General features: G+C 67.8%; 23 protein-coding genes. 13 read left to right on the top strand and 10 right to left on the bottom strand.

The window, feature by feature from the left end:
- Positions 1–97: 97 nt before the first annotated feature.
- The 9 genes from ACGF2Y_RS19785 (at position 98) to ACGF2Y_RS19745 (ending at position 8,296) form a co-directional block, all read left to right on the top strand.
- Positions 98–1,435, top strand: a complete 1,338-nt coding sequence (locus ACGF2Y_RS19785; protein WP_392948952.1) for a CpaF family protein — start codon at positions 98–100, stop codon at positions 1,433–1,435.
- A gap of 10 nt (positions 1,436–1,445) precedes the next feature.
- Positions 1,446–2,390 carry a type II secretion system F family protein gene (locus ACGF2Y_RS19780; RefSeq protein WP_392948949.1) on the top strand — a complete coding sequence of 315 codons (945 nt, stop codon included), beginning with the start codon at positions 1,446–1,448 and terminating at the stop codon, positions 2,388–2,390.
- Between the two features lie 21 nt (positions 2,391–2,411).
- Positions 2,412–3,299, top strand: coding sequence for a DUF5936 domain-containing protein (locus ACGF2Y_RS19775; protein ID WP_392948947.1), 888 nt, complete (start codon positions 2,412–2,414; stop codon positions 3,297–3,299).
- Between the two features lie 215 nt (positions 3,300–3,514).
- The gene (locus ACGF2Y_RS19770) at positions 3,515–4,939 is read left to right on the top strand and encodes a sensor histidine kinase (RefSeq protein WP_392948944.1); all 1,425 of its coding nucleotides are present in this window, start codon (positions 3,515–3,517) and stop codon (positions 4,937–4,939) included.
- Positions 4,929–5,945 carry a response regulator gene (locus tag ACGF2Y_RS19765; RefSeq protein ID WP_392948941.1) on the top strand — a complete coding sequence of 339 codons (1,017 nt, stop codon included), beginning with the start codon at positions 4,929–4,931 and terminating at the stop codon, positions 5,943–5,945. The genes ACGF2Y_RS19770 and ACGF2Y_RS19765 overlap by 11 nt, the downstream gene beginning before the upstream one ends.
- 204 nt (positions 5,946–6,149) lie before the next feature.
- The gene (locus ACGF2Y_RS19760; RefSeq protein ID WP_392948938.1) at positions 6,150–6,380 is read left to right on the top strand and encodes a hypothetical protein; all 231 of its coding nucleotides are present in this window, start codon (positions 6,150–6,152) and stop codon (positions 6,378–6,380) included.
- On the top strand, positions 6,380–6,988 hold the full coding sequence (locus ACGF2Y_RS19755; RefSeq protein WP_392948936.1) for a pilus assembly protein TadG-related protein: 609 nt from the start codon (positions 6,380–6,382) through the stop codon (positions 6,986–6,988). Before ACGF2Y_RS19760 ends, ACGF2Y_RS19755 begins: the two co-directional genes overlap by 1 nt.
- A 34-nt stretch (positions 6,989–7,022) precedes the next feature.
- On the top strand, positions 7,023–7,640 hold the full coding sequence (locus tag ACGF2Y_RS19750; RefSeq protein WP_392948933.1) for a hypothetical protein: 618 nt from the start codon (positions 7,023–7,025) through the stop codon (positions 7,638–7,640).
- Between the two features lie 8 nt (positions 7,641–7,648).
- Positions 7,649–8,296, top strand: coding sequence for an OmpA family protein (locus ACGF2Y_RS19745; RefSeq protein WP_392948930.1), 648 nt, complete (start codon positions 7,649–7,651; stop codon positions 8,294–8,296).
- A 51-nt stretch (positions 8,297–8,347) separates the two neighbouring features.
- Here ACGF2Y_RS19745 and ACGF2Y_RS19740 read toward each other — a convergent pair whose 3' ends face one another.
- From ACGF2Y_RS19740 to ACGF2Y_RS19730, 3 genes are all read right to left on the bottom strand, one after another.
- On the bottom strand, positions 8,348–8,617 hold the full coding sequence (locus ACGF2Y_RS19740) for a PH domain-containing protein (protein WP_392948927.1): 270 nt from the start codon (positions 8,615–8,617) through the stop codon (positions 8,348–8,350).
- Positions 8,618–8,911: 294 nt separating this feature from the next.
- The gene (locus tag ACGF2Y_RS19735) at positions 8,912–9,103 is read right to left on the bottom strand and encodes a hypothetical protein (protein WP_392948925.1); all 192 of its coding nucleotides are present in this window, start codon (positions 9,101–9,103) and stop codon (positions 8,912–8,914) included.
- Between the two features lie 10 nt (positions 9,104–9,113).
- Positions 9,114–9,965: a helix-turn-helix domain-containing protein gene (locus ACGF2Y_RS19730; RefSeq protein WP_392948923.1), complete on the bottom strand. Its 852-nt coding sequence runs from the start codon at positions 9,963–9,965 to the stop codon at positions 9,114–9,116.
- A 310-nt stretch (positions 9,966–10,275) separates the two neighbouring features.
- On the opposite strand from ACGF2Y_RS19730, the gene ACGF2Y_RS19725 reads away from it, so the two are divergent.
- Positions 10,276–10,767 (top strand): ATP-binding protein, encoded by a 492-nt coding sequence (locus tag ACGF2Y_RS19725; protein ID WP_392948920.1) that lies wholly within the window; start codon positions 10,276–10,278, stop codon positions 10,765–10,767.
- A 377-nt stretch (positions 10,768–11,144) separates the two neighbouring features.
- Here ACGF2Y_RS19725 and ACGF2Y_RS19720 read toward each other — a convergent pair whose 3' ends face one another.
- The 7 genes from ACGF2Y_RS19720 to ACGF2Y_RS19690 form a co-directional block, all read right to left on the bottom strand.
- Entirely contained in the window at positions 11,145–11,999 is an 855-nt protein-coding gene (locus ACGF2Y_RS19720; RefSeq protein WP_392948918.1) for a hypothetical protein, read from the bottom strand.
- Complete coding sequence (locus ACGF2Y_RS19715) at positions 11,999–13,882, bottom strand: hypothetical protein (protein ID WP_392948916.1); 1,884 nt, start codon at positions 13,880–13,882, stop codon at positions 11,999–12,001. The genes ACGF2Y_RS19720 and ACGF2Y_RS19715 overlap by 1 nt, the downstream gene beginning before the upstream one ends.
- Before the next feature lie 95 nt (positions 13,883–13,977).
- On the bottom strand, positions 13,978–14,409 hold the full coding sequence (locus tag ACGF2Y_RS19710) for a hypothetical protein (RefSeq protein WP_392948913.1): 432 nt from the start codon (positions 14,407–14,409) through the stop codon (positions 13,978–13,980).
- 40 nt (positions 14,410–14,449) lie between these two features.
- A complete protein-coding gene (locus ACGF2Y_RS19705) occupies positions 14,450–14,848 on the bottom strand; it encodes a hypothetical protein (protein ID WP_392948910.1) in 399 nt (132 codons plus the stop codon).
- Between the two features lie 41 nt (positions 14,849–14,889).
- The gene (gene mycP / locus ACGF2Y_RS19700; RefSeq protein ID WP_392948908.1) at positions 14,890–16,248 is read right to left on the bottom strand and encodes a type VII secretion-associated serine protease mycosin; all 1,359 of its coding nucleotides are present in this window, start codon (positions 16,246–16,248) and stop codon (positions 14,890–14,892) included.
- A 32-nt stretch (positions 16,249–16,280) separates the two neighbouring features.
- Positions 16,281–17,855 carry a hypothetical protein gene (locus ACGF2Y_RS19695; protein ID WP_392948905.1) on the bottom strand — a complete coding sequence of 525 codons (1,575 nt, stop codon included), beginning with the start codon at positions 17,853–17,855 and terminating at the stop codon, positions 16,281–16,283.
- A complete protein-coding gene (locus ACGF2Y_RS19690; RefSeq protein WP_392948902.1) occupies positions 17,855–18,346 on the bottom strand; it encodes a hypothetical protein in 492 nt (163 codons plus the stop codon). The genes ACGF2Y_RS19695 and ACGF2Y_RS19690 overlap by 1 nt, the downstream gene beginning before the upstream one ends.
- 469 nt (positions 18,347–18,815) lie before the next feature.
- On the opposite strand from ACGF2Y_RS19690, the gene ACGF2Y_RS19685 reads away from it, so the two are divergent.
- The 3 genes from ACGF2Y_RS19685 to ACGF2Y_RS19675 all read left to right on the top strand — a co-directional run bounded on the left by ACGF2Y_RS19685 (position 18,816) and on the right by ACGF2Y_RS19675 (position 23,207).
- Positions 18,816–20,369 (top strand): hypothetical protein, encoded by a 1,554-nt coding sequence (locus ACGF2Y_RS19685; protein ID WP_392948899.1) that lies wholly within the window; start codon positions 18,816–18,818, stop codon positions 20,367–20,369.
- A 136-nt stretch (positions 20,370–20,505) separates the two neighbouring features.
- Complete coding sequence (locus ACGF2Y_RS19680; protein WP_392948896.1) at positions 20,506–21,957, top strand: amidase; 1,452 nt, start codon at positions 20,506–20,508, stop codon at positions 21,955–21,957.
- Positions 21,958–22,292: 335 nt separating this feature from the next.
- The gene (locus ACGF2Y_RS19675) at positions 22,293–23,207 is read left to right on the top strand and encodes an aldo/keto reductase (protein WP_392948893.1); all 915 of its coding nucleotides are present in this window, start codon (positions 22,293–22,295) and stop codon (positions 23,205–23,207) included.
- Positions 23,208–23,294: the final 87 nt, after the last annotated feature.

The raw sequence follows: 23,294 nt of genomic DNA, 5'->3' as shown, positions 1-23,294 counted from the left end.
GCGACCGGCCGGCCCCAGCACCAACGACCGACCGGCCCCAGCACCAGCAACCGGCCGACCCCAGCACCAGCCGCCGACACCGAGGAGAGTTACGCAGATGAGCCTGCGGGCACGCATGACCGCTCCGGAGGAGCAGGGCGGGGCACGGGAGGACGGCCACCTGGTGGCCACCTACCGGGCCAAGCTGCTGGAGGAGATCGACCTCGCGGAGATGTCCTCGCTGGCCGCCGCCGACCGGCGGGCCCGGCTGGAACGCGTCCTCGGCCACATCATCAGCCGCGAGGGCCCGGTCCTCTCCACCGCGGAGCGCTCGCAGCTGATCCGCCGCGTCGTGGACGAGGCGCTCGGCCTCGGCATCCTGGAACCGCTCCTGGAGGACGCGTCGATCACCGAGATCATGGTCAACGGCCCCGACCAGATCTTCGTCGAGCGCAACGGCAGGGTCGAACAGCTCCCGATGCGCTTCGGCTCCCACGAGCAGCTGATGCAGACCATCGAGCGGATCGTGTCGACCGTCAACCGCCGCGTCGACGAGTCCAACCCGATGGTCGACGCCCGCCTGCCCAGCGGTGAACGTGTCAACGTGATCATCCCGCCGCTGTCGCTGACCGGCGCGACGCTCACCATCCGCCGCTTCCCGCGCTCCTTCACCCTCCAGGAGATGATCGGCTTCGGCTCGCTGGACGAACAGATGCTCGTCCTGCTCGCCGGCCTCGTCCAGGCCAAGCTCAACGTCATCGTCTCGGGCGCCACCGGCACCGGCAAGACGACCCTCCTCAACGCGCTGTCCGGGCTCATCCCGAACACCGAGCGCATCGTCACCATCGAGGACTCCGCCGAACTCCAGCTCCAGCAGAGCCATGTGATCCGGCTGGAGTCCCGCCCGGCGAACGTCGAGGGCAAGGGCGAGATCACCATCCGCGACCTGGTCCGCAACTCCCTGCGTATGCGCCCCGACCGCATCGTGGTCGGTGAGGTCCGGGGCGGCGAGTCCCTCGACATGCTCCAGGCGATGTCCACCGGCCACGACGGCTCGCTGGCCACCGTCCACGCCAACAGCGCCGAGGACGCGCTGATGCGCCTGCAGACCCTCGCCTCCATGTCGGAGGTCGAGATCCCCTTCGAGGCGCTGCACGACCAGATCAACAGCGCCGTCGACGTGATCGTCCAGCTCACCCGGCACGCCGACGGCGCCAGGAAGATCACCGAGATCGCCGTCCTGGACTCGCACGGCCGCGACCCGTACCGCATTGTCACCGTCGCCCGGTTCAACGCCCGGCCGATGTCCCCGGACGGCCGGATCCACGGCGACTTCCAGTACCTCCCGCTGCCCCGGAAGGTCGCCGAGCGCCTCTACCTGGCCAGTCAGCCCATTCCGCAGGCGTTCGGCGTGGCCCAGTCCGCCGAACAGCTCGCCACCCGAGAGGCCAACTAGGTACCGAGCCATGGACAACGTCAACCTCCCCCTGGTCACCGTCGGCGTCACGCTGCTGGCCTGCGTGCTCGGCGTGATCGGCCTGTACGCCTACTCCGGCGGCAAGGCCGACCGCGACGCCCTCGTCGAGCGGCTCTCCCACGTCGGACAGATCCCCGAGACGGGCCGCGTCCGCCGCTTCAAGGGCCTCGACCGCAGGCTGCGCGGCACCTCCGTCGGCCGGAAGCTGGAGCTGAAACTCGCCGCGACCGGCCTGGACATCACGCCCGGCGAGTTCCTCGTCTACGCGCTCGTCGCGATGGCGGGGCTCTGGATGATCGCCTCCTCCATGCTCGCCGCGTTCTTCGGCCCGGTCGCCGCCCTGATCGGTCTCTGGGGCACCAACGCGTTCCTGAACTGGCAGCGGGTCAAGCGCACCGAGCGCTTCATCAACCAGCTCCCCGAGCTCTCCCGCATCCTCGCCAACGCCACCCAGGCGGGCCTGGCCCTGCGCACCTCGCTGTCCATGGCCGCCGACGAACTGGAGAACCCGGCCGGCGAGGAACTGGCCCGGGTCGCACGCCGCCTGGCCGTCGGTGAGCCCTTGGAGGACGCGCTGAGCGAACTGACCGACCGCCTGCCCTCCCGCGAACTGGTGGTGCTGGTCACGACGTTGGTCCTCTCCAACCGGGCAGGCGGTACGGTCGTCAGCTCGCTGCGCAACCTCACCGAGACCCTGGAGGAGCGCAAGGAGACCCGCCGCGAGGTCAAGACCCAGCTCTCCCAGGTCACCGTCACCGCCTACGCCGTACCGGCCTTCGGCATCGGCGCGATGCTCCTGATGAACGCGGTCATGCCCGGCGCACTGGACCGCATGACGGGAGCCTTCATCGGCCAGGCGGCGGTCGTCGTGGCCATCGCCCTGTACGCCATCGGCTTCGTGGTCATCCGCCGCCTGTCCCGTATCGACGTCTGACGAGCTGGGAGAAGAACCGCCATGGACCTGCTGCTAGCCCTGGTCGTCGGCCTCGCCGTCTGCGGGGCCATCCACGGCATACGGATGTACCGGGCCGACGCCAAACTCCCCGGCGACCTCGCCGTAGCCCTGGAATCCGGCTCCTCGCGCACCAGCGCGGTCGGCTCCGGCATCGACCGCCTCGGCATCCGCTGGGCCCCCATGGTGCTGCGGATGATGGGCCCCAAGGCCGTCAACAAGAAGCGCCGCCAGATCGACCTGGCGGGCAACCCCGGCGGCCTCACCATCGACCGTTACGCGGCCCGCCGCGCGGTCTACGGCGCGCTGGGCCTCCTGGGCGCGTTCTCCATGCTCCTGCGCGGCCAGCTGTTCCTGGCCCTCCTGATGATCGCGTTCGGCCTGTTCTGGGTGGAGGCGGGCATCTGGTCGGCCATTCGCGTCCGCCGCGAGCACATCGAACGAACCCTGCCGGACTTCCTCGACGTCCTGGCCGTCGTCGTCTCCGCCGGACTCGGCTTCCGGCAGGCGCTGGACCGGGTCGCGGAGAAGTACGAGGGCCCCTGGTCCGACGAACTGCGCATCACCCTGCGGCAGATGGACATGGGCGTCAGCCGCCGCCAGGCCTTCGAGGAACTGCGCAGACGCAACGACTCCGAACAGGTCGCCATGTTCGTCACGACGCTCCAGCAGGGCGAGGAACTGGGTGCGCCGATCGTCGAGACGCTCATCCAGATCGCCAACGACATGCGCCGCACCGATGCCCAGAACGCCCGCCGGAAGGCGGCCAAGGCGGTCCCGAAGGCGACGTTCGCGGTGACCTCGTTCCTCCTCCCCGGCACGCTCGTGCTGCTGACCGTCGGATTCGTGTACGGAGCGGACGTCGACTTCGCGTTCCTCACGGGCGGATGACATGAACGACGGGCGGGATGGGGACGCAACCTCTGCGCCCCGGAACGCTCGTCGAGCGCGACGGATGCACGGGATATATGGGATGTGCGGGGTGCACGAGACGCACGGGGTGCACAGGATGTGCGGGACGCACGGGATATGCGGGGTGTTCGGGGGTGCGCGGGATGTGCGGGACGTAGGCGTCGTACGGGGCACAGGACGGAGGTGACAGGCGCATGGCATACCAGCTCAGCGGCACCCGGCCCGGACTGACCGCGGACCTGACCCGCGCCCACACCGGCACCCCGGCCCGCCCGGCCTTCGCCATCCAGGTCAACGCGCTCCAGGCGATGTGCCGCCAGGTGTTCGGCTTCCGCCTGGCGATGATCGCGATAGCGACCCCGTACGCCATCGACCACACCGCACCCGGTCTGCCCACCTGGTTCATCGGCACGGCGATCCTGGTCACCTTCATGGGCTCGTACCTCCTGTTCCGCGACTGGGAGCGCTTCGGCCCGGTGCTCCTGCGCCACCCCTGGCTCCTGGCCGTCGACGTGTTCTTCGGCGCGCTGCTGCTGATCACGGCGACCCCCGAGTCGACCCTCGCGTACGTCACCGTCTGCACCCCGCTGCTGGCGGGCCTGATCCAGGGCTGGCGCGGCGCGGCGGTCTTCGCGGTGCTCCAGGTGGTCATCGTCTTCGGCGTGTACGCGAGCGTCCCGAAGCTGGAGGGCGGCGGAGGGACGGCACTCCTCCTGCCCGGCTTCTGTGTGATCGCCGGGGCGGTCGGGGTCACCCTGCGTAACCTGCTCCTGCGCTTCGGGGCGGCCACCCAGGCGCTGACCGAGACCCGGGCGCGGCTGGCGGTGAACGAGGCGGTGGAGGGCGAACGCACCCGGCTGGCCCGGGAGATGCACGACTCGGTCGCCAAGACCCTGCACGGCCTGGCGCTGGCGGCCGACGGACTGGCGGGCTCGGCGGACCGGATGGACCCGCCCACCGTGAAACTCCAGGCGGAACTGGTCGCCCGTGCCGCCCGCCGGGCCGCCGCCGAGTCCCGGGAACTGCTCACCGACCTGCGCCGCGAGCAGGGCCTGGAGGGCGGCGTCGACCTGATCGCCGAACTGTCGGCCCAGGCAAAGGACTTCACCGACCGCCACCCGATCGCGGCCACGTTCCGCCGCCTCGCCGAGGAGACCCCGGTCCCGCCCGTACCGCAGGCGGTCGCCCGGCAACTCCTCACCGTCGCCTCCGAGGCCCTGGAGAACGCCCACCGCCACGCGGGCCCCTCGTACCTGATCGTCCTCGCGGGCGTGAAGGGCGACATGCTCCGCGTCAGCGTGTACGACGACGGGCGCGGCCTGCCCGCGGGAACGACGCTCGACACCCTCCGCCGGGCCGGCCGCTTCGGCCTCGTCGGCATGGTGGAGCGGGCCGCGTCCATCGGGGCCCGCATCCGGATCGGCCGGGGGAAGGCGGAGAAGGGCACGGAGGTGCGGGTGGAGCTTCCGCTGGCGGCGCTGACGAGCCCGGCCACCGAGGAGAACACCCGGCCGGCGTCTCCGCCCGCCCCCTCTGCTGCCCCCTCGCCCGCACCGGCGAGCACAACGCCCCCCACCCATGACTCCGACCCTGAGAGGAGGTCGCAGCATGCCGGATGATGTCTCCCCCGCGCCGAGCCACTACGGGGCGGCGGCCCACCGTCACGCCCCGCAGCCCCCGTCGTCGCACATCCCGCTCACCCCGGCCCCCGGCCCCGCCGGACCCCAGCACACTGCGATCCAGCACCCCACCCCGCCGACGCCGCCCGGCGGGCCCGCCGCGTCCCCCTTCCCGCCGGCGCCCGCGGCTCCCGCGCCGGCCCGGCTCCGGGTCGTGGTCGTGGACGACAACCCGGTGGTCCGGGCGGGCCTGGGCGTCCTGCTCTCGGGCCGGGCCGACATCCAGGTCGTGGCGGAGGCGGCGGACGGCCGCGAGGCGTACGAGAAGACGCACCGGCACCGCCCCGACGTGGTCCTGCTGGACGTCCGGATGCCCGGCGTGGACGGCATCTCGGCCCTGCCGCACCTGGTCGGCATCGCGCCCGTGCTGATGCTGACGTACAGCCGCGAGAGCGAGATCGTCCACGAGGCGCTGCGCCTGGGCGCGGGCGGCTACCTGGTGCACGGCGAGTTCACGGCGGACCAACTGGTCCAGGCGGTACGCGACACGAAGGACGGCCGCGCCAACTTCACCGCCACGGCGGCCGACGCCCTGCTGGCCCACATGCGCCAGGGGACGGGCCGGCAAAGGGGCCCCTTGCCCGAGGGCCTGGGGTCGGCACCGACGACGCCGCCCATGCCCGTGCAGGCACCGTCACATCCCCTCGAAAACTCGGAAAGCCTTTCGCAACTGCAACCTTCTGTGGGACAGTCTTCTGTGTCCGGGGGATCGGCGTACGCCCCCAACAGGCAGCAGTACAGGCTGAGTTCGCGGGAGGTGGAGGTCATGGACCTGATTGCGTCCGGAATGAGCAATCAGCAGATCGCCGCCACCTGCTTCATCAGCGAGAAGACGGTCAAGAACCACATCAACCGCATCTTCACGAAGCTCCACAGCGCCACCCGCAGCGAGGCCATCGCCCACTGGCTCGGCACCGCACCCCGGAACCCCGGGCGGCAGCCATGACCGAGCGACCTCGCAACGAGAGGACCCAGGAAGCTCTTTGGGCCCGGGAATGGGCCCACGGGCCCTCTGGGCGAACGATGATTCCCCTCTATGTTTCTCTCGTCGCCAACGGCACCGGCCGGGAGGAAGCCGGTACCGAGAGCGACACCGCAGGAACGTCCGAGTCGGCCGGCAACCGGTCGGCTGAACCAGGAGGGGAACACCATGTCGAACATCACCCTGAAGACCGCCGTCCGCGTCAACGGCTGGGCCAACACCGCCGTCTGCAGCATGCGGAAGCGCTACGCGTCGAAGGACCGGGGGCAGACGGCGTTCGAGTATCTGGGCATCGTCCTGGTGGTCGTGGCGATCATCGGTGCGATTGCGGCCGCCGGGATCGGCGGGAACATCTCGGACCGCATCGACGGACTTGTGACTGCCATCACCTCTGGCTGATGCGTACACGTCCACGCGGCGATGCAGGGCAGGCCTTCCCCATCTACATCATGATGGTGGCGGGCCTGCTCTTCCTCGCATTGGCCTTCTTTGCTGTAGGTAAAGCCTCGGCACTACGCAACGGGTCCCAAGGCGCGGCCGACGCCGCCGCGCTGGCCGCCGCTCAGCAGGCGCGTGACGACTTCGGGCCCGGGTTCTACGCCTCGCTGCGGGACAACATGCTGGACGCCTTCCTCATCGAGCCCTTCGACGCGCCCTGTTCCGAGGCGCAAAGACTGGCCTCCGCCAACGACGCGGACCATAGGCTTTGCTATCCGACCCCCGGATACCTGCGCGACCGGATCACGGTCGAGGTCGAGGGCCGCAAGCCGGTGGACTCGCCGGTGCTCCCCGGTTCGCAGAACAAGAAGGCCAAGGCGAAGGCCACCGCCCTCATCGAGTTCAGCTGCCCCAACCCGAAGGCTGTGGACTCCAACAGTGACGGAGTCCAGGACCTCTTCATCTTCACGTGCCGGAATGGCGAAATCGTCGAGATCCCGCCCGCCGGCCCTCCACCGTGGGAGAGCGTGAGCCGGACCCTCTTTGATGTGCGGTTGGTCGACCAGTGACAGCGAAGCGAACGACGAGTAGAGGAATCGGACCATGAGCATGCGGCGGACCACGACGACCAGAAGGGCGATGACGGCTGTCACAATGACGGCCGCCCTGGCTCTTGCTCTCGCCGGCTGCGGCGACGACGGAGGTGATGAGCCCGGCAAGGAGGGCTCCAGCGCGCCGTCCGCCCCGGCCAGCCCCTCCGCGGAGGACAAAGGTGAGCCGCAGCAGCAGGACACGGCTGCGGGGGAGAACGTGGACCCGGATGTGAAGCTCGCGGAGGCGCGGGGCCAGGGTGGGCTTGTCCTGGTGATCAACGAGGTCAAGCGTGACTCGGGCGGATTCCTCACAGTTCAGGGCGAAGTCACCAATAAGGGGGACCAAGCGCGGATCACCACGGCGTGGTCCGGGTCCGAGGTGAATATCGTGAACAAGAACCCCAACTCCGTCGCCGGTGCGACGCTCGTGGACAAGGTGGGGAAGAAGCGCTATTACGTTCTTCGGGACACCGACTCCCGCTGCCTCTGCACCACGGCGATCTCATCCCTTGCTCCGGGCAAGTCGGCGTCGGTCTTCATGCAGTTCCCGGCTCCGCCGCAGACCACCACCGAGGTCGACTTCACCCTCCCCACCTTCGCCACCACCTCGCTGAAGATTTCTGGGTGAGTGCGGCCATGAAGACCACACAGCGCCCCCGGGCGGCGCGCAGCGTAGGGCAAGCCGTCGCGGTCGTCGTACTGCTCGCCGGCACCACGCTGCTCGGAGCGTCACCCTCGTACGCCGACGACGAGCCGAGCGTCCCGCCCGGCACGGAGGTAACGTCCGAGCCGCCCGTTCCCATCGACCCGAACGACCCCGACCTGAAGATGCCCGAGGGCGGCACCCTGGCCCCCGGCCGGGTCCTCGACATCGTCCAGGTGGTCGAAGACCTCGGCGGCGAGGAACGCCGCGAGGACAGCAACGCCGACATCAAGTTCGCACTCCAGGCCGAAGTCCTCTTCGGCAAGGACAGCGCGAAGCTCAGCTCGGCGGCCAACGCCCGTATCGCCGCCATCGCCGAGGAGATCAAGAAGCAGAACACGACCAAGGTCCGCGTGTTCGGCTTCACCGACAACCTCGGCTCGTCGGCCCACGGAGACGTCCTGTCCAAGAAGCGGGCCGACGCCGTGCACGGGGTCCTGTCGAAGGAGCTCGGCCCCACGATCACGTACGAGATCCGGGGCTACGGCGAGCAATACCCGATCGCCAGCAACAGCAACGAAGAGGGCCGGAAGAAGAACCGCCGCGTGGAGGTCTCCTTCCCGCGCGGCGAGGGGGCCTGACCTCATATTCTCCAGGCCCAGGTGACGTGCTCACGAGACTGACCGGTCAGCTCACCCGCACCCGCACCCGCCGTCGCCCCCTCCGCGATGGTGGGTGCGGGCGCGTGTGCACCAGGCGAGGCGTAGTTCGTGGTGGAGGCGGAAGGCTATGCGCCAGCGGCCGGAATCGGATTCGCCGGTGTGCAGAGCCAGTTCAACCTCGGCGATGTCCTGCCAGGGGAAACGGCGGGTGCGGAGAAAGCCGACGACAGCGACGCCTGCCGGGCGCAGGACGACGCCCCGCAGGGCGATTCGTACGCAGAGTGCGGCCAAGACGACCATGAAGGCGTAGCTTTCGTACTCCTCAGGACCAGGACCAGGACCAGGGCCAGGGCCAGGGCCAGGCGGATTCGGCCGGACGCTGGTGCCCACCACATCGTTCCAGGCCGTGATCCCCAGCATCAACAGGGCGCACCCGCAAGCCGCCCACCACACCGCGCCACCGATGCCGCAGCGCCAACCTGTCTTTCATGCGCCCCCGGATCCGAATCCATGCCCCTGCACCCTGCGCGCGGGAGCCGTCCTGTACCAAGGGTCCCGTACCGCGAAGTGAACGCTGTACGGGACCCTCTCCCATCACAGCAGGTGGTCTGCCTTTCCGGCCTTGATGTCGCGGATCAGCTGCTGGAGGGCCTCCCGGCTGTCCGTGAGGTATGCCTGCTCCTCGCCCTGGCGGGCGATGTAGCTGTTGCCCTGTTCGTCCGTGCCTATGCGGTAGCAGGAGTTGCCTTCGCCGCAGAACGCGTCTTCCCAATTGATCCGGCGCATGGTCGACCTTTCAGAGTTGGCGTGCGATGTGGTGGATGAAGTCACGTGACTGGTCCGGCCCCAGGGCGATCCGCTCCATCCAGTCCAGGTGTGCCCGGTACTTCGACAACTGGTCTGGCGAGTGCAGGAAGTCAGGCCCGTGCGAGTTGTCGATCTGCACGGTGTCGAGCTGGGGGACGGGGCCATCCGCATAGAAGACTGTCTGCCCGGCACCAGGAAACGCACCGGCCGTGAACGGGATCACGAGCAGGCGTACGTTCGGCTGCTCCGCCTTCTTCGCCAGGTGGTGCAACTGTCCGCGCGCGACCGTTGTGCCACCGAACTGCATCCGTAGCGCGGCCTCGTGCACGATGCAGATGTACGGGGTGGGGTTCGGCTCCTCAAGAACGTGCTGCCTCTGGAGCCGGTGGGTCAGACGCATGGCGACCTCGTGCTCGGGGAGCGGCGGGACCACCGTCCGGAAGAGGGCCAGGGCATGGTCGGTGGTTTGCAGCAGGCCAGGAATATGGATGGCGTATGCGGCTCTCATGCGTACGGCGTGGGACTCCAGCTCCGCGACGTCACCCAGGCCATGCGGCAGCGAGGCGCGGTACTGCTCCCACCAGCCACGCTGGGGCGGGCGTGCCATGTCGACCAACGCGTCGACGAATCGGTCATCGATGTACGAGCAGGCGCCGGCCAGCGTCCGGATTCGCTCGGGGCTGATGGGCCTTGCCCCGGACTCGATGTTCGAGATCTTGCCGCGATCGACGCCCAGAAGCGCCGCAGCGGACTCCGCCGTCACCCCCGCCGACATGCGCATCCTTCTCACTTCGGCGCCAAGCCGCCGCTGACGGTCGGTAGGAGATGTCCTCGCTGCCATGCCGGTCCTTTCCGCAGACGGTCAAGGAAAGTCTGCCGCCTGTACGTGCGACCAGACACGAAAGGGCTCAATTCTCTTGTGATTGGGGTAATTTAACCCTCGTAAGGCTATGTTGAGTCATGCACCGCTCACGCACCGATGGGTCGAAGTGCATCGCGCGGCTCTGCCTGCCTCCTCCTGCCCTGGGAGTGGCGGTGCCGCGTCAGGGAGACAGGCCACAATCCATTGAGTAGGACGCGAGCCTTCTGTGTGCTCCGACGCGGACAGCACCGGCACCACCCAACACACCACTACTCCAAGGGAGTCAGCCATGCCTCCGTCCTCACGCGCCGTACTCTGCCCCGCCACCGTCGAGGCGCCGGCCTCGTCGGCCCCGCACGCCCCACCGCTCACCTTCTCCGGGCGCGGTCTCGCGCTGAGCGTGACCCTGCTGGGCGACCCGCGCAGCGCTGCGGTCGGGCGAGCCCTGCTCACCGCAGCGCTGGGGACCCACGGGCTCACCCGGTACGCATGGCCCGCGGCGCTCGCCATGGGTGAACTCCTCTCCGTAGCCACGCGGATGGCACCTGACAAGGAGCTGTACGTCTCCGTGCGCGAGCGGGACGACGCCCTGCGGTTGGTGACCTGGGACCAGCACGCCGGTCACGACGATCCCGAGGTGGCCGCTCTTTGCTGGGGCCGTCGCCGTCGGGCGTTGTGGCTTCTGGCAGCAGTGGTGGCGGACTGGGGCGGCGCGTGGGGCACTGACGGGGCGCTTCCGCCGCACCGGGGCACGAAGACCTGGGTCCTGCTGCCCCGCTGAGCGGCGTTCACCGGCGGCCGGGAAGGCCGCCGGGCGTGGGGGGGGGGGGGGGGGGGGGGGCCCGCCCGCCCCGCCCCCCCCCCCCCCCACGCCCGGTCCGACCGGGCCCGGCCTGCGCCGACTTGGGCCGCCCGGAGCGTTCCGGTGCAAGCTTCACCGTCTCGACCACGGGCGGCAAGATGTCGGGAACCAGGTACAGCGGCTGTTCCGGCAAGAACCAGGCGCCGCCGCACTCCTCGCACCGCCGCGATCTGCGAACTCACATGATCACCGGGACTTTAAAACGCTCCTGGGCCGGGTCCCCAGCACACCCGCCACCGGCCCGAACAGGCGAAACGGCCCACCGGAGATCCGACAGACCGTCACGAAATTCGAGGCTAATCCCAGTCATTGAAGGACGACCTTGCTAGAGAATAGATCTCCTGAACTCGCTCCGAGTCTATCGGGGCATCCAGCTGGTTGCAGCGTGCCCGCAAAAGCTTCTCCAGGTGTGGCCAGCCGTATCTGGACGAGATGGTGTCGGTCTCCTTGTTGCCACCTGCGATTCGGGCTCCATACAGCGTTCCTGCGGAAGCGCCAGCCGCACGAGCGACTCCGCGAGCGCGGTCGGTGTTGCCGCTGGGTTTACGAGTCAGCTCTGCGCGAGTGAGGGTGTTGACTTCATGTGCAACGTGTCGCATTTGCGCGTCGTAAACAACATCGAATGCTTTGCTGTCCCTGGCTATCGACGCGGTGAAGCCGCTGACCTCCGACCGCTCGATGTCTAGATCGTTGGGTTTCGTAGAGAACTCAGGGCTAGAGAAATCAGCCTGAATGCTCAAAATATCGTGAATGTCGCTGGAGTAATATGTGAGTGCGTTCGCTAGATTCGCACGGATCTCGCTAGGGATGGCGGCGGTCTTGGAGTCGGCGTACGTCTTGACTACTTTCTCGGTCACCGCTGCATGTTTGGAGCCGAGCATGCCATCATCATCTGGCTTCTTCTGGCCTGCCGGGCTACCGGTCATGGCAACTTCCAGCGCGTCGCCGCAATCCTTCAGTGACCCGGTAGAGTTGTGACTCTTGGCTGGCACCAGACTCCAGCAGAGCTTCTCCTCGCGATTTTTTGTCTCCTCTCCGTCACCGCCCAGCAGGAAGAGGGAGACCCCTGCAGTCACAGTCAGGGCGCTGGCAGCGGAAATGATGACGAAGAGGCGTCGGGTTGCCCGGTTGCGATTCCTAGAGGTTTTCATCACCCCTGCTCCCCAATGGATCCGTCGGCAGAATCAAGCCCGTCACCGTACGCACCCCTGGCGGCGCTAGTCAATTCAGATACGCGACTTCCGTTTTCCGTAACCTGCGTCGGCGGTATACCCACCTCTGAAAAATGGCTACTGAGCATTCTGTTGAGCCGCGGATACCCGTTCTCGTCGTAATGTTGGATTAGCTCTTCCCGGGTTCTACTGGGCGCAGCATTATTGAGTTCCTCGGCCTCCTTTCCTGTGCCGATGTCAATCATGCGCTGAATTCCGTCACCAAAGAACGGTAGGCCAGTCACCGGTGCACCAGCAAGATGATACTGGTAAGTCTTGTTCCAGTTATTCTGAGAGATCTCTGCGTCCCTGTTATCAATCAGGACGTCGGCACGGATTTGGTCTAGTGTGCCCATGACGTATCCAGACTCCCGCACAGTACCCGTGGCGGTGTCCGCCTGTTCGGCACCAGGCCTGATCGTCAGATCGTCCTTCGAGAGGCCGTCTATTTCCTGCGCAATGACACCGACCTGCGAGTCGTGGATGGTGCGATATGCGCCACCATTCGCAGATGCTTCGCGAAGGAACCGCGTCAGCTCGCCATTACTCACATCCAGGTCATTCGGTTTCGTTGAATATTCAGGGCTGGAGAAATCGGCGTTCTTTCCAAGAATTTGATGGATGTCATCTGGGTAGTGGGCGACGATATTTCCCATATTCTGCCGCATGTTTTCAGGGATTGCTGAACCGTGCCCCTCCGAGGTTGCTGCTTCCGCGTAGGACCTGATTACCTCCTCGAATACGCGAGATTGTGCTGCAGAGTGTTTTTCGTAGCCCTCGGGTACGTCTGCGGTACCCGGTAGGCGGCCGGTCGCCGCCGCCTCAAGCGCGGATCCGAATCCAATTCCACTGTCGGCATCCTTTGCGTCCGGAACGCTGAACGAGGCCTCGTCTTTGTAGGTCAACACGGTGTCGCCAACGACCTCCCAGTCCCGTTCGTTTTGAAGGTAATTAAGGCGGTCGCTCCCGTGTTGCACTACTGCGCCAGCTCCAGAGCCTGAGTCGTCACTGAACTGGAATCCCTTTGGGTCGAAGTAGGCGGTGGCCGTGTCGGGATCTTTACTCATCAGGCCGAGCACGCCGTCCATGGGGTCGTTGGCAAACCAGCCCCCGTCATTCTTCCGGTTCTCACCGTCGTACTCGGCCCCGATATCCCAGATGTCTGGATTGCCCTTCTGTTTGGGGTCTTCTGCTCGTCGGATATCATCTGCCAGGTCGTGCAGGAATGTTCCGCTGTAGTCGCCTCCTTGCTGCATCATGGTGACGAGGCTTTGGTACCCGTGGGCTTTATCGTCGGAGCGTTCAAGTTCGGTGAGCTCGGTTACTGCCTTGGCGTCATATTCTTTTCTTCCGACCTCTTTCATGTCGTTAAGCCAATTGTTATAGAACTTCGCGTCCTCAGTCGTCCTCCAGTTCTTGACTGCCTCGGAGTATTGCTTAGAGCCGATGGCCAGGGCTTCCCGCTTCGATCCGGGCGGAAGAGGTTTGCCGTCTGCCCCGAACTCCGGAACCCGAGTGGCGGCGGCCAGCGATGTGGATAGGCCCTTTTGAAGGGCTAGATAGTCTTTCTTTCGGTCCTTGTCGTCGAAATAGGCAAGATCGTTCAGCTTATTGGTGAACTTGACTGTTCCGTCAGGGCCCAGGTTATTGAGCAATGTTTGGCTGTATGCTTTGTTTCCGGAATTGTCGCGCATTGAGCGCTCTGCTTCCTTGAGGTCTTGAGCGGTTGCTGTCCCTGAATTGATCCGAGTGGAAATCTCCGCCATGTGATCGGCTTCGTATTTCTCGATGTCATTCTTGGCTCTCGTGTTAAATCCGTTCACCGTTCCGTCAAGCAAGTCGGTGTCGACGACGACGGCGTTAAGCGCGATTCTGGCACCAGCGTCAGCGTCAGAGACTGCCTTGACGGCTCGATCAATTATCTGCTCCCATTTGGCCGCTCGGCCCGCCCGGACTCCTGGTAGCTCGGGTCGTGGTGGTAGGCGTTGCGACTACTCGGGGTAAGTCTCTCGGTGTCGAAGAAGACGGCGCCTTGGGCCGAGACCTTCATGCCGGCCTCGATAGCATCGGCTCGTGCAGCTTGCACTTTGCCCCGCAGATCGACGAACTGGGTGTGAGCGTCGTGCAGCAGCGAGGCGATCGCCTTCGCTTCCCTCTGGGCTCCCTGGAGTTCCCGTAGTGTCACATTGAAGTGTTCATTGGCGGCTGCCGCGCTGAGGCCCGCCCATGAGCCGTCCACGGTCACTCCGTGAACATCCCGCTTGTACTGATCTTCAAGCTTCTTGAACTCACCCGCCATCGCCTTCCACTTACCGGCGGCAGCAGTGAGCTTGGACAGATCGGTTTGCATAACTTCGTAGTAAGTAGGCACAGTCCCCCCTCGGGAGCGGTCAGAGATTGTCGATATTAGACTTCGGTCGCATGCTTGTAGCGATTCCGATGTCGTTGCTCCGTAGATCGACTGACGTCTTCAACAACCCGTTCGCCTCGTAGAGCAGGCGACCCCTCAGCGCCGTGACCTGCTTCTCCCACGTCGCGTGCACCTTTTTCAGGGCAGCAGAGGTGTCCCAACCGTCACCGTCTTTGGCGCCGAACTCCTTCACCGCTGCTGCTGTGCTCTCTTCAGCATCGTTGCCATGGTCTTTGACACCGGGTTCCAGATATTCTCCGATCGCGTTGCTCGCTGCCTTCTTTCGATCGGGGCTTGTGGCCAGATCCGGTGCACTGCCCCCTCCACCACCAGGGGCAAGCTGATTCAGTTGCATGGACGCGGGCTCGCGCTCACGCACTCCAGCCTTTATCTCCTGCCATTCTCGATCCCAAGACATCCTCATGCCCTCCCGTTTTGGTTGTGGTCCGTGCTGTGTGGCTGCCTGGGTTCGAAGCCCTGATGCGGTGTGAAGGCCGGCGGGAAGTGCGGCGGCTGTCCCCCGTACGGTGCCGGAGGCGCAGCCGGGGCGGGTGTCGCGCGGCCACGGCGGTTACGGACCACCAGAGCAGTGACAGCTGCGCCGAGCAGGGCGGCGGCGCCGATGCCTGCGGCGATCCACATGGTCGGGGCGTTGCTGTCGTCATCGGACCCGGTCGGCGCGGTCTTCGGCTGGGCAGGGCTTTCCGCAGGCTTGGTGGGCTGTGAGGACGGGGACTTGGTGTCCTCGTAGGTGAAGTCGGGGAGCGGGTATTCGTTGGCCGGGCCCGGATCGCCCGGGTCCGTCAGTGCGATCCGGGGGCGTACGACGCCGTAGCCGATGACGTCGTCGCGGCTCAGGCCCTTTTCGTTGCCGCTGGCCGTCTGCAGCAGGACGCGCAGGACCTGGTTGTTGGTCCAGTCCGGGTGCTGCGACCAGATGAGGGCGGCGGAGGCGGAGGCGAGAGCGGAGGCGCCGCTCGTGCCGGTGCCGTCACAGAGCTGCGTCCCGCCTGCGCAGGCGCTGACCATGTCCTTGCCGGGAGCGGCGATGTCGATCTGGGAGCCCCACTGCGAGTCCTTGACCGGCTTGGCATTCTGGTCCACGCCGGCCACGCCGACGACACCCCGAGTCGCAGCTGGGTACTCCCTCTCATTCTTGACGTCGCCGCTGTTGCCGGCCGCCGCGAAGATCAACTTACCCTTCGTTACCGCGTACTTCACAGCGGCGGTCAACTCTGGACTATCCGCTCCCGGATTCGCCATGGAGACGTTGATGACCTTCGCGTCGGAGTCGGCAGCGAAACGGATGGCCAGGGCCATGTCCGCTGCGTATTTTCTCGCCTGGCTCTTGGTCCACAACGTCCCCGTCTTCCCGTACGGCATCTTGATGGGAAGGATCTTCGTGCCAGGAGCCAGACCATGAGATCCGCTGTTCTTGCCACGCGCTCCAGTTGCTGCGATCAGGGCAGCCATGCTGGTGCCGTGTCCTGCTTGGTCCGTGTGCTCGTCGCCTTCCTTGCCGGAGTAGTCGATGCCGTCCAGGACCTGGTCACGCAGGTCAGCCACGGTTTTGTCGACGCCGGAGTCGATCACCGCGACGGTGATGCCTTCGCCGGTGCTCGTGTTCCATATCTCCTCGGCATGCATCGCGTTGAGATGCCACTGCTGTTCCCGGACCGTCTCAGCGTGTGCGGGGGGTGTCGCGACACCCGCCAGCACCAGGCCCATGACGACCGTCAAGGCGTGGCGGAGCCTGGCGGGCTGCCTGCTGGTATGCATCTCGTACCTCTTACGGATTCGGTGCAGGGATGTCACTCGACGACCGGGGGGACGACACGGCGTCCGTTCTGCTTCCAGGCGTCCTCGTCCTCGGTGAGGTAGTCGGGCCGAGGGCCGCCCTGTTTGTTACGTCGGCGGGACGACGAGTTCGAGGCCGGAGTCGTCGCCGCTCCTCCCCGCCCCACCGCAGTACCCGAAGCACCCTGTCGAGGAGAGGCCCCGGGCAGGGGACCGGGACCTCTCGGCGTGAGCGGGTTCGTCCCAGGCCTACCGGCCTGCTGGGGGCTACCTCCGACGATTCCCCCCGTCTCGGAGGCGTAGCGACGGCTACCACCAGGTACACCCGGCCGCGTGGTGCCGTTCCCTGTCCCCATCGCGGGGTTGTGTCCCATCGGGCCCCGGCCGGTCGGAGTCCCCTCACCGCCGACGGCCAGACCGCGGGGAATGCTCTGCCCCGGGCCGGTCGTACTCGGTGGCAGTGGGCGCCCACCGATGATCCCGCTGTCACGCGGCAGACGCGCAGGCCCACCGGGGCCCACCGGCCCCTGCGTGGGCAGGGACGGTGGCCGTACACCGGTCTGGCCGGGGAGGCCTGTCACGGGAGGCGTGGCTGGTACTGAAGGCTTGACAGCGCCCTTGCCCAACACAGGAGGCACCGGCGCGGGCGGCATACCCCGGGGATCAGAGGTGCCGACCGGCGGTGTGCTCACTGGAGGCGTGGCAGGAGACGACGGCGTGGTAGGAGGCAACGTCGTGAGGCTGTCGATCTCCGTATGCGTCGCGGGCTCTACCAGCGAGGGCTGCGCCGGGGATACGCCCGAACCGGGCCGCAGCGCACCGGCCACCGTGTCGGGGTGCACAGGAACCGCGTCGGGGCGCACGGGACTGGTCGGGGCAGTCACGGATTCCGCACCGGCCACCGGCCTTGAGGGCGCAGCTGCGCCCTCACCCGGGGCCGGCTTGTACGAAGGTGCGTGGGCCCATCCCGGCATGTACATCGCCGGCGGCGGAAACGTCGGCGGCGTAGCCGAGTTCACCTGCTGTGCGGTGAACTCGTACGTCTGCCCCAGCTTCCGCAACCGCAGCGCCGCCTCGCCCCGCGCCACGTCGATCCGGGTCTCCGCCGCCACCGCGTCCGACTGCGCGGACCGCGCCAGGCCCCGCGCGTCCGGGTCGTTGCGGTGGGCCGGGTCGATCGCCACGTCGTACGCGGCCTTCGCCTTTGCCAGGGCGCTCTGGGCCTGCGTTGTCTCCGACACGGGAGGCATCGCGGCCTTCGCCTCGCTGATCGCCTCCGCGATCAGCTCCATCCACCGCGACGCGCCCTTGCTGTACTCGCCGAGCCGCAGCGTCGCACTGGCCGTCTGCCCGCCCCAGGAGCGGAACGCGTCACCGCCCTCGCCGTGCCACGGCAGACCCGACACGTACTCCCTCAGGTCCTGGCCGATCTTCGTGATCGTGGAGGATGCCTGGGCCAGCTTCGTCGACAGATTCGACGCACCCGCAGGGCTCGCCGACGCGATCAGGGCGGCCAGTTGCTGGTGCGTCATCGACTCGAAGTCCGTATGCCGCGGTTGCGGCCTCCTGCCACCGGTTCCCTCGGCCATCAGAAGCCCGCCTCCTTGTCCGCCTTCTTCTCCTTCGGCGCGACCTCGACGTTCGGGTCCCGGTCCCGGTCGTAGAGCGACTCGACCTCCGTGTTGATCGCCTTCATGCGATCGCGGATGTCCTGGTCGATGTTGTCGTAACCCACGCGGGACGAATGGACCGCCAGGCCCATGCCCTCGATCTGCGCGCCCAGCGCCTTCGACAGCTTCTCCAGCTCGTCGTGGACGACCGTGTACGACTCGTACAGGAACTGCGCCTCACCGAACTCCGCAGCGCCCAGCTGCGCGCGGGACATACGGCCGCCGCCCATCCGGGCCGGAGCAGCCTCCGAGCCGTCGAGTGCGATCAGCAGATCGTCGACCCTCTTCTTGAAGGCCTTCATCTTCTGGGCTTCGATCACCAACGCCTGCTGCGGATTCACCGCGTACAGGCTGTCGAACGACTCCCCCGTGTCCGGCGACGCAGCCGAACCGCCTCCCCCGTGCGCCACAGCGCCCCTCCCCGTAAAGCCAATATCCCCACGGCCATTCTAGGGCGGGAGGCGGAGGGTATTCACAGGAGCAACGTGGCCAGAATACGGGCACATTGAGCCAGTCCGGGCTGGGAGGGGCCAGTCCGGACTGTTCTTTCTGGCAGCAGCAGGGTGGGGGGAGTTTCGCTGCCGCGACCGGGGCAGATATCCGGGCGTGCTGAGGCGCGGTAACGGGTGTGAAGTCCCCCTGATCACGGACAGCGGACGGTTACGCTGCGGGCGCGAGAACTGGTTGCAGTACCCGCCATGGCAGGAAACCGGCCACATGCTCTCCGTGCCCGTCACCCGAACGGCGGACCGTCGTTTGTGTTGTGGGCCGGAATCCGGACTGCCCGGCGCAGGAGACCATGACGCGCCGCGCGCCGCAGGCACATTCATCAGGTGGGGTGCCGGGGTGCACATACGAACAGGCGTCGAGGAGGGTGTGATGGGTGTGGAGGCCCACGCGACGAACGAACGGGTGACGGGCCGCACGTGGACGGTGCGGCTGGACCCTGTCGGCCGCGGACGTGCGGACGTGCGCGTCTCGTGCAGCCGCCCGGCCTGCGCCGCGCAGGCGCTGCCCTCCGCGGCTGCCGGCCGCACGGCAGCGGTCGAGCATCTCAAGGCCCACCTGCGCGCGGGCCCGGCGCCCCGCCCCACGGTGTACTGCGCCTGCCGGGCCGAGGAATGCCACACACACATCCGCCCGGCCGGACCGCGTGAGCGTCCCGCACCCTGGCGGTGCGGGGGCGCGGTCGTCCTGGCCGTCGTCACGGACCGGGCAGGGCGCTGGTGGCGGGTCATGGAGTGCTGCTCGCGCTGTGCGGCCGCCCACCCCACCGCGAAGGTCGTCGCCACCGCCCCGGTTCCCGACAGGCCGGCTCCGGCCGACGCCTTCCGGGCCGATGCCGCCGCCCCCGGGTCAACCGTGTCGGCCGTCAGCCCGCACTTCTCGCACAGCGCCCCCGGGACCGCTGCCCCGCAGCAGGTGCCGGTTCCCCGCTCCGCCAGGCCGACGCGGCAGCGTGCCCGGCGGGGGAGGATCGCGCAGCGCTTCGTCCCGCACGACCTGCGACCCGTCTCACTGCGCGACGAACTCACCGAACTCGGTGAACTCTTCCGCGCCTACCAGCAGCGCGCCGAACCCGACCTCGAGGTGCTCGCCGACCTCCACGCCCGCAAGGCGAAGGCCTTCAGCACCTGGGCCGAAGTCACCGCTGACACAGGGCTGCGCCTCGACGCCCAGCGAGCCGAACAGGCCGCCGCCACCGCCCGTCTCCAGCATCTGCACCGCATCGGCCAGGCTCCGGACGGTGACGGGCCCGCTGTGGCACGGCTGTTGACCGCACCCGCGCAGTGGGATCACGCGCGGGCCGTCCTCACCCACGTGGCCGACCATGCTCCCCTGCCGGGCCCGGACGCGCGCCTGCTGGTGGTGATGCTGACCCTGCGCACCGCGCAGTCCGGTGTCGGCAATCTCGTCGGGCAGGACCTCAAGGGGCTGCCCCTGCTGGACGCCGAGCACCTCGTGGGGCAGTTGGTGGAGTGCGGCTGGCTGAGCATCGCCGGGACCGTCGACGAACTGATCGCCTCCCGCCCGGAGAACCCCACCCGGATCAGCGTGCCCTCCCTGACGCCCGACGAGAGCGACCCGGGCCCGTTCACGTTCGGCAGGAAGATGCGCCCCAAGCTCAGCGGATGGGCGCAGAGGGTCGTCGGGGAGAAGAAGCTCCGCAAGGCCAAGACCGGGTCCGACGTACGGTTGCTCGCCCTGGCCCTGGCCACCGGGGCCGACGCCGACGGACAACTGGGGCCTCAGGGGCAGGGCATCGGCCTGAAAGCTCTGGCCTCCTGGTGCGCCATCGACCCCGGCGGCCTGCCGGAGCTCGTGGACCGGCTGACCGCGGCGGACTGGCTGACGGAGGCGGCCGTCACCGACACCCTCCTCACCGGCCGGCTGACCGAACGTGTCCTCCCCCTCGGCTGCCCGCTGTCCTGAGAAGCGGAACGCGCGGTCCCACTTCACTGTTCGGCGTGCCGTAGTGAGTGCGGCCTCCGGGCAGTGGCGGGATCTCGTCGCCGTTGCGTGAATCGGAATTTCCTGCCCTCTCCCAGGGGCGCATACGTTCGTATCCATGACGTGGAATTTTCTGACGGCCGAAGAAAACGCGGCTGCTATGCGTACCGGTGAAGTGACCTCCGCGGAACTGACCGACGCTGCGATCACCCGCATCGAGCGGGACGACAAGGCGATCAACGCTGTCTGTGTGCCGGACTTCGACCGCGCCCGGGTTGCCGCCCGCGATGCCGATCAGGCGCGTGCCCGTGGTGAGGACCGGCCGTTGCTCGGCATTCCGGTGACGGTGAAGGAGTCCTACAACATCGCCGGGCTGCCCACGACCTGGGGCATGCCGCAGCACCGGCACCACCTGCCCGCCGAGGACGCGGTGCAGGTGTCGCGGCTGAAGGCCGCAGGTGCGGTGGTGCTCGGCAAGACCAATGTGCCCTTGGGGCTGCAGGACATACAGAGCTTCAACGAGATCTACGGCACCACCAACAACCCGTGGGACCACGGTCGTACGTCGGGTGGGTCCTCCGGTGGATCGGCGGCGGCGCTGGCGTCCGGGTTCGGCGCGCTGTCCATCGGCTCCGACCTCGCCGGTTCGCTGCGCACCCCCGCACATTTCTGCGGGGTCTACGCGCACAAGCCGACCGTCGGGCTCGCGGCGGACCGAGGCATGGTCCCGCCCGCCACGCCCGCGTTGCCGTTCGGGCCGGACCTCGCCGTCGTCGGTCCGATGGCGCGCAGCGCTCGTGACCTCACGCTCCTTCTCGATGTCATGGCCGGACCCGACCCGCTCACGTTCGGTCGCGCGTACGACCTGAAGCTGCCGCCCGCGCGCCACGAGCGGATCGGCGACTTCCGGGTCCTGGTCCTCGACGAGCATCCGCTCATTCCGACCGGGTCCGCGGTGCGGGCGGGCGTGGGCCGGGTGGCCGACGCCCTTGCCGACGGCGGCGCCCGCGTCGAGCGGAGCAGTCCGCTGCTGCCCGATCTCGCCGAAGCAGGGGAGCTCTACACGCAGTTGCTGTTCTCGGGCTCCGTCGCGCGTTTCCCCGTCGAGGCGTACGAGCAGTTGCAGGCCAACGCCGCTGGACTGAGCGCCGACGACCGGAGTCTCGACGCGGCGCGGCTGCGCGGCATGGTGTTCAGCCACCGTGACTGGATGGCGGCGAACACCCGCCGCGAGCACCACCGTCACGAATGGCGGCAGTTCTTCGCCGGCTTCGACGCCGTGGTGTGTCCCATCACGCCCACCCCCGCGTTCCCGCACGACCACATCCCCGATCCGCTGGCCCGCCGGATCGACATCGACGGCGTCGGGTTCCCGTACTTCGACCAACTCGTCTGGGCCGGTCTGGCCACCCTGCCCGGTCTGCCTTCCACCGCCGTACCGGCGGGCCGGTCGCCCGAGGGGCTGCCGGTGGGCGTGCAGATCATCGGGCCGATGTTCGAGGACCGCACCCCGCTGCGGCTGGCCGAACTGCTTGAGGAGAGGATCGGCGGCTTCCAGGCACCGAGGTAGGGCGTAGGGCGCGGGCGATGCGGTGTGCATTGGGCCAGTTTCGGTGGTCGTCGGAGGCCGGGAGTCTTCCGTTCGGCCGGCAGCAGGGTGCGCGACCGGCCCAGTACGGCCGCCGTGCGGTGGTGCCGGATACCGGGCGCGATGCCCATGGCGGCCCACACCCCGCGCCGGGTGGGCCAGTTGTGGAGGATCGGGCAGCCTGACCCGCGTACACGTACACCTACAGCTACACCTGCACGTACGCGGACTCGGATCCGTGAACTCCGGTCCCGGCAATGATTCAGGAGTAATCGAACTCATTGCCGGGACCGCCGCCGCTCGGAGATCATCGCGGCATGACATCAGAGACGATCACCGCGGCAGCATCCGGCACCTGGACTCTCGGCGACCTCGTGGTCAACCGGATCGGGTTCGGGACGATGCGGCTGCCGCAGCAGGGCGAAGCGTTCGACGTCGACGCGGTGCCGGGCGACCGGGACCGTGCGATACGGGTGCTGCGCCGCGCCCGCGAACTCGGCGTGAACCACCTGGACACCGCCGCGTTCTACTTCTCGCGGCTCCGCTCCGCCAACGAGCTGATCAACAGCGCGCTCGCCCCCTACTCCGACGACCTGGTCATCACCACCAAGGTCGGGCCGGGCCGTGACCCCTCGGGCGAGTGGCGGACCCACGCCACGCCGGGGCAGTTGCGCGGGCAGGTCGAGGAGAACCTCCGGCAGCTCGGCCGCGACCACCTCGACGTGGTGAACCTGCGCATCGTGGGCACCGATTCGATCGCCGAGCGCTTCGGGGCGCTGGCCGAACTGCGCGAGGCCGGGCTGATCCGTCACCTCGGCCTCTCCAACGTCGGGCCCGCGCAGCTCGCCGAAGCCTGTGCCATCGCGCCGGTGGTCTGCGTGCAGAACAGGTACGGGCTCGGGTCGCCGGACCAGGACGCGTTCCTGCGGTCCTGCGGTGAGCAGGGGATCGCCTTCGTGCCCTTCTACTCCATCGCGGGCACCGGGCGCGAGGCGGGCGCCTCCCCGGACGCGGACAGCGACGCACTGATCACCGTCGCCCGCGCGCACGGTGTGACCACCGCGCAGGTCCGGCTGTCCTGGACGCTGCACCGCGGACCGCACGTGCTCGCCATCCCCGGCACCGGAAACCCGGACCACCTGGCAGCCAACGTCGCCGCCGGAGCCCTGCGGCTGTCCGACGACGAACTGGCCGCCCTGGAAGCCCTCCACCGGGCCGGCGAGGCGGGCTGACCCCCGGGCCCCGGTGGCCACCGTCCGGGACCCCTAGTCGCCTCGCCAGGTCCGTCACGGCCGCCCGTGCCGAGCACATCGAGCACG

Source organism: Streptomyces sp. NPDC048142 (assembly GCF_043202835.1).
In the GTDB taxonomy this organism is placed as follows: Bacteria; Actinomycetota; Actinomycetes; order Streptomycetales; family Streptomycetaceae; genus Streptomyces.
The sequence above is the reverse complement of the archived record's forward strand: the minus strand, read 5'-3'. Positions and strand labels throughout refer to the sequence as shown.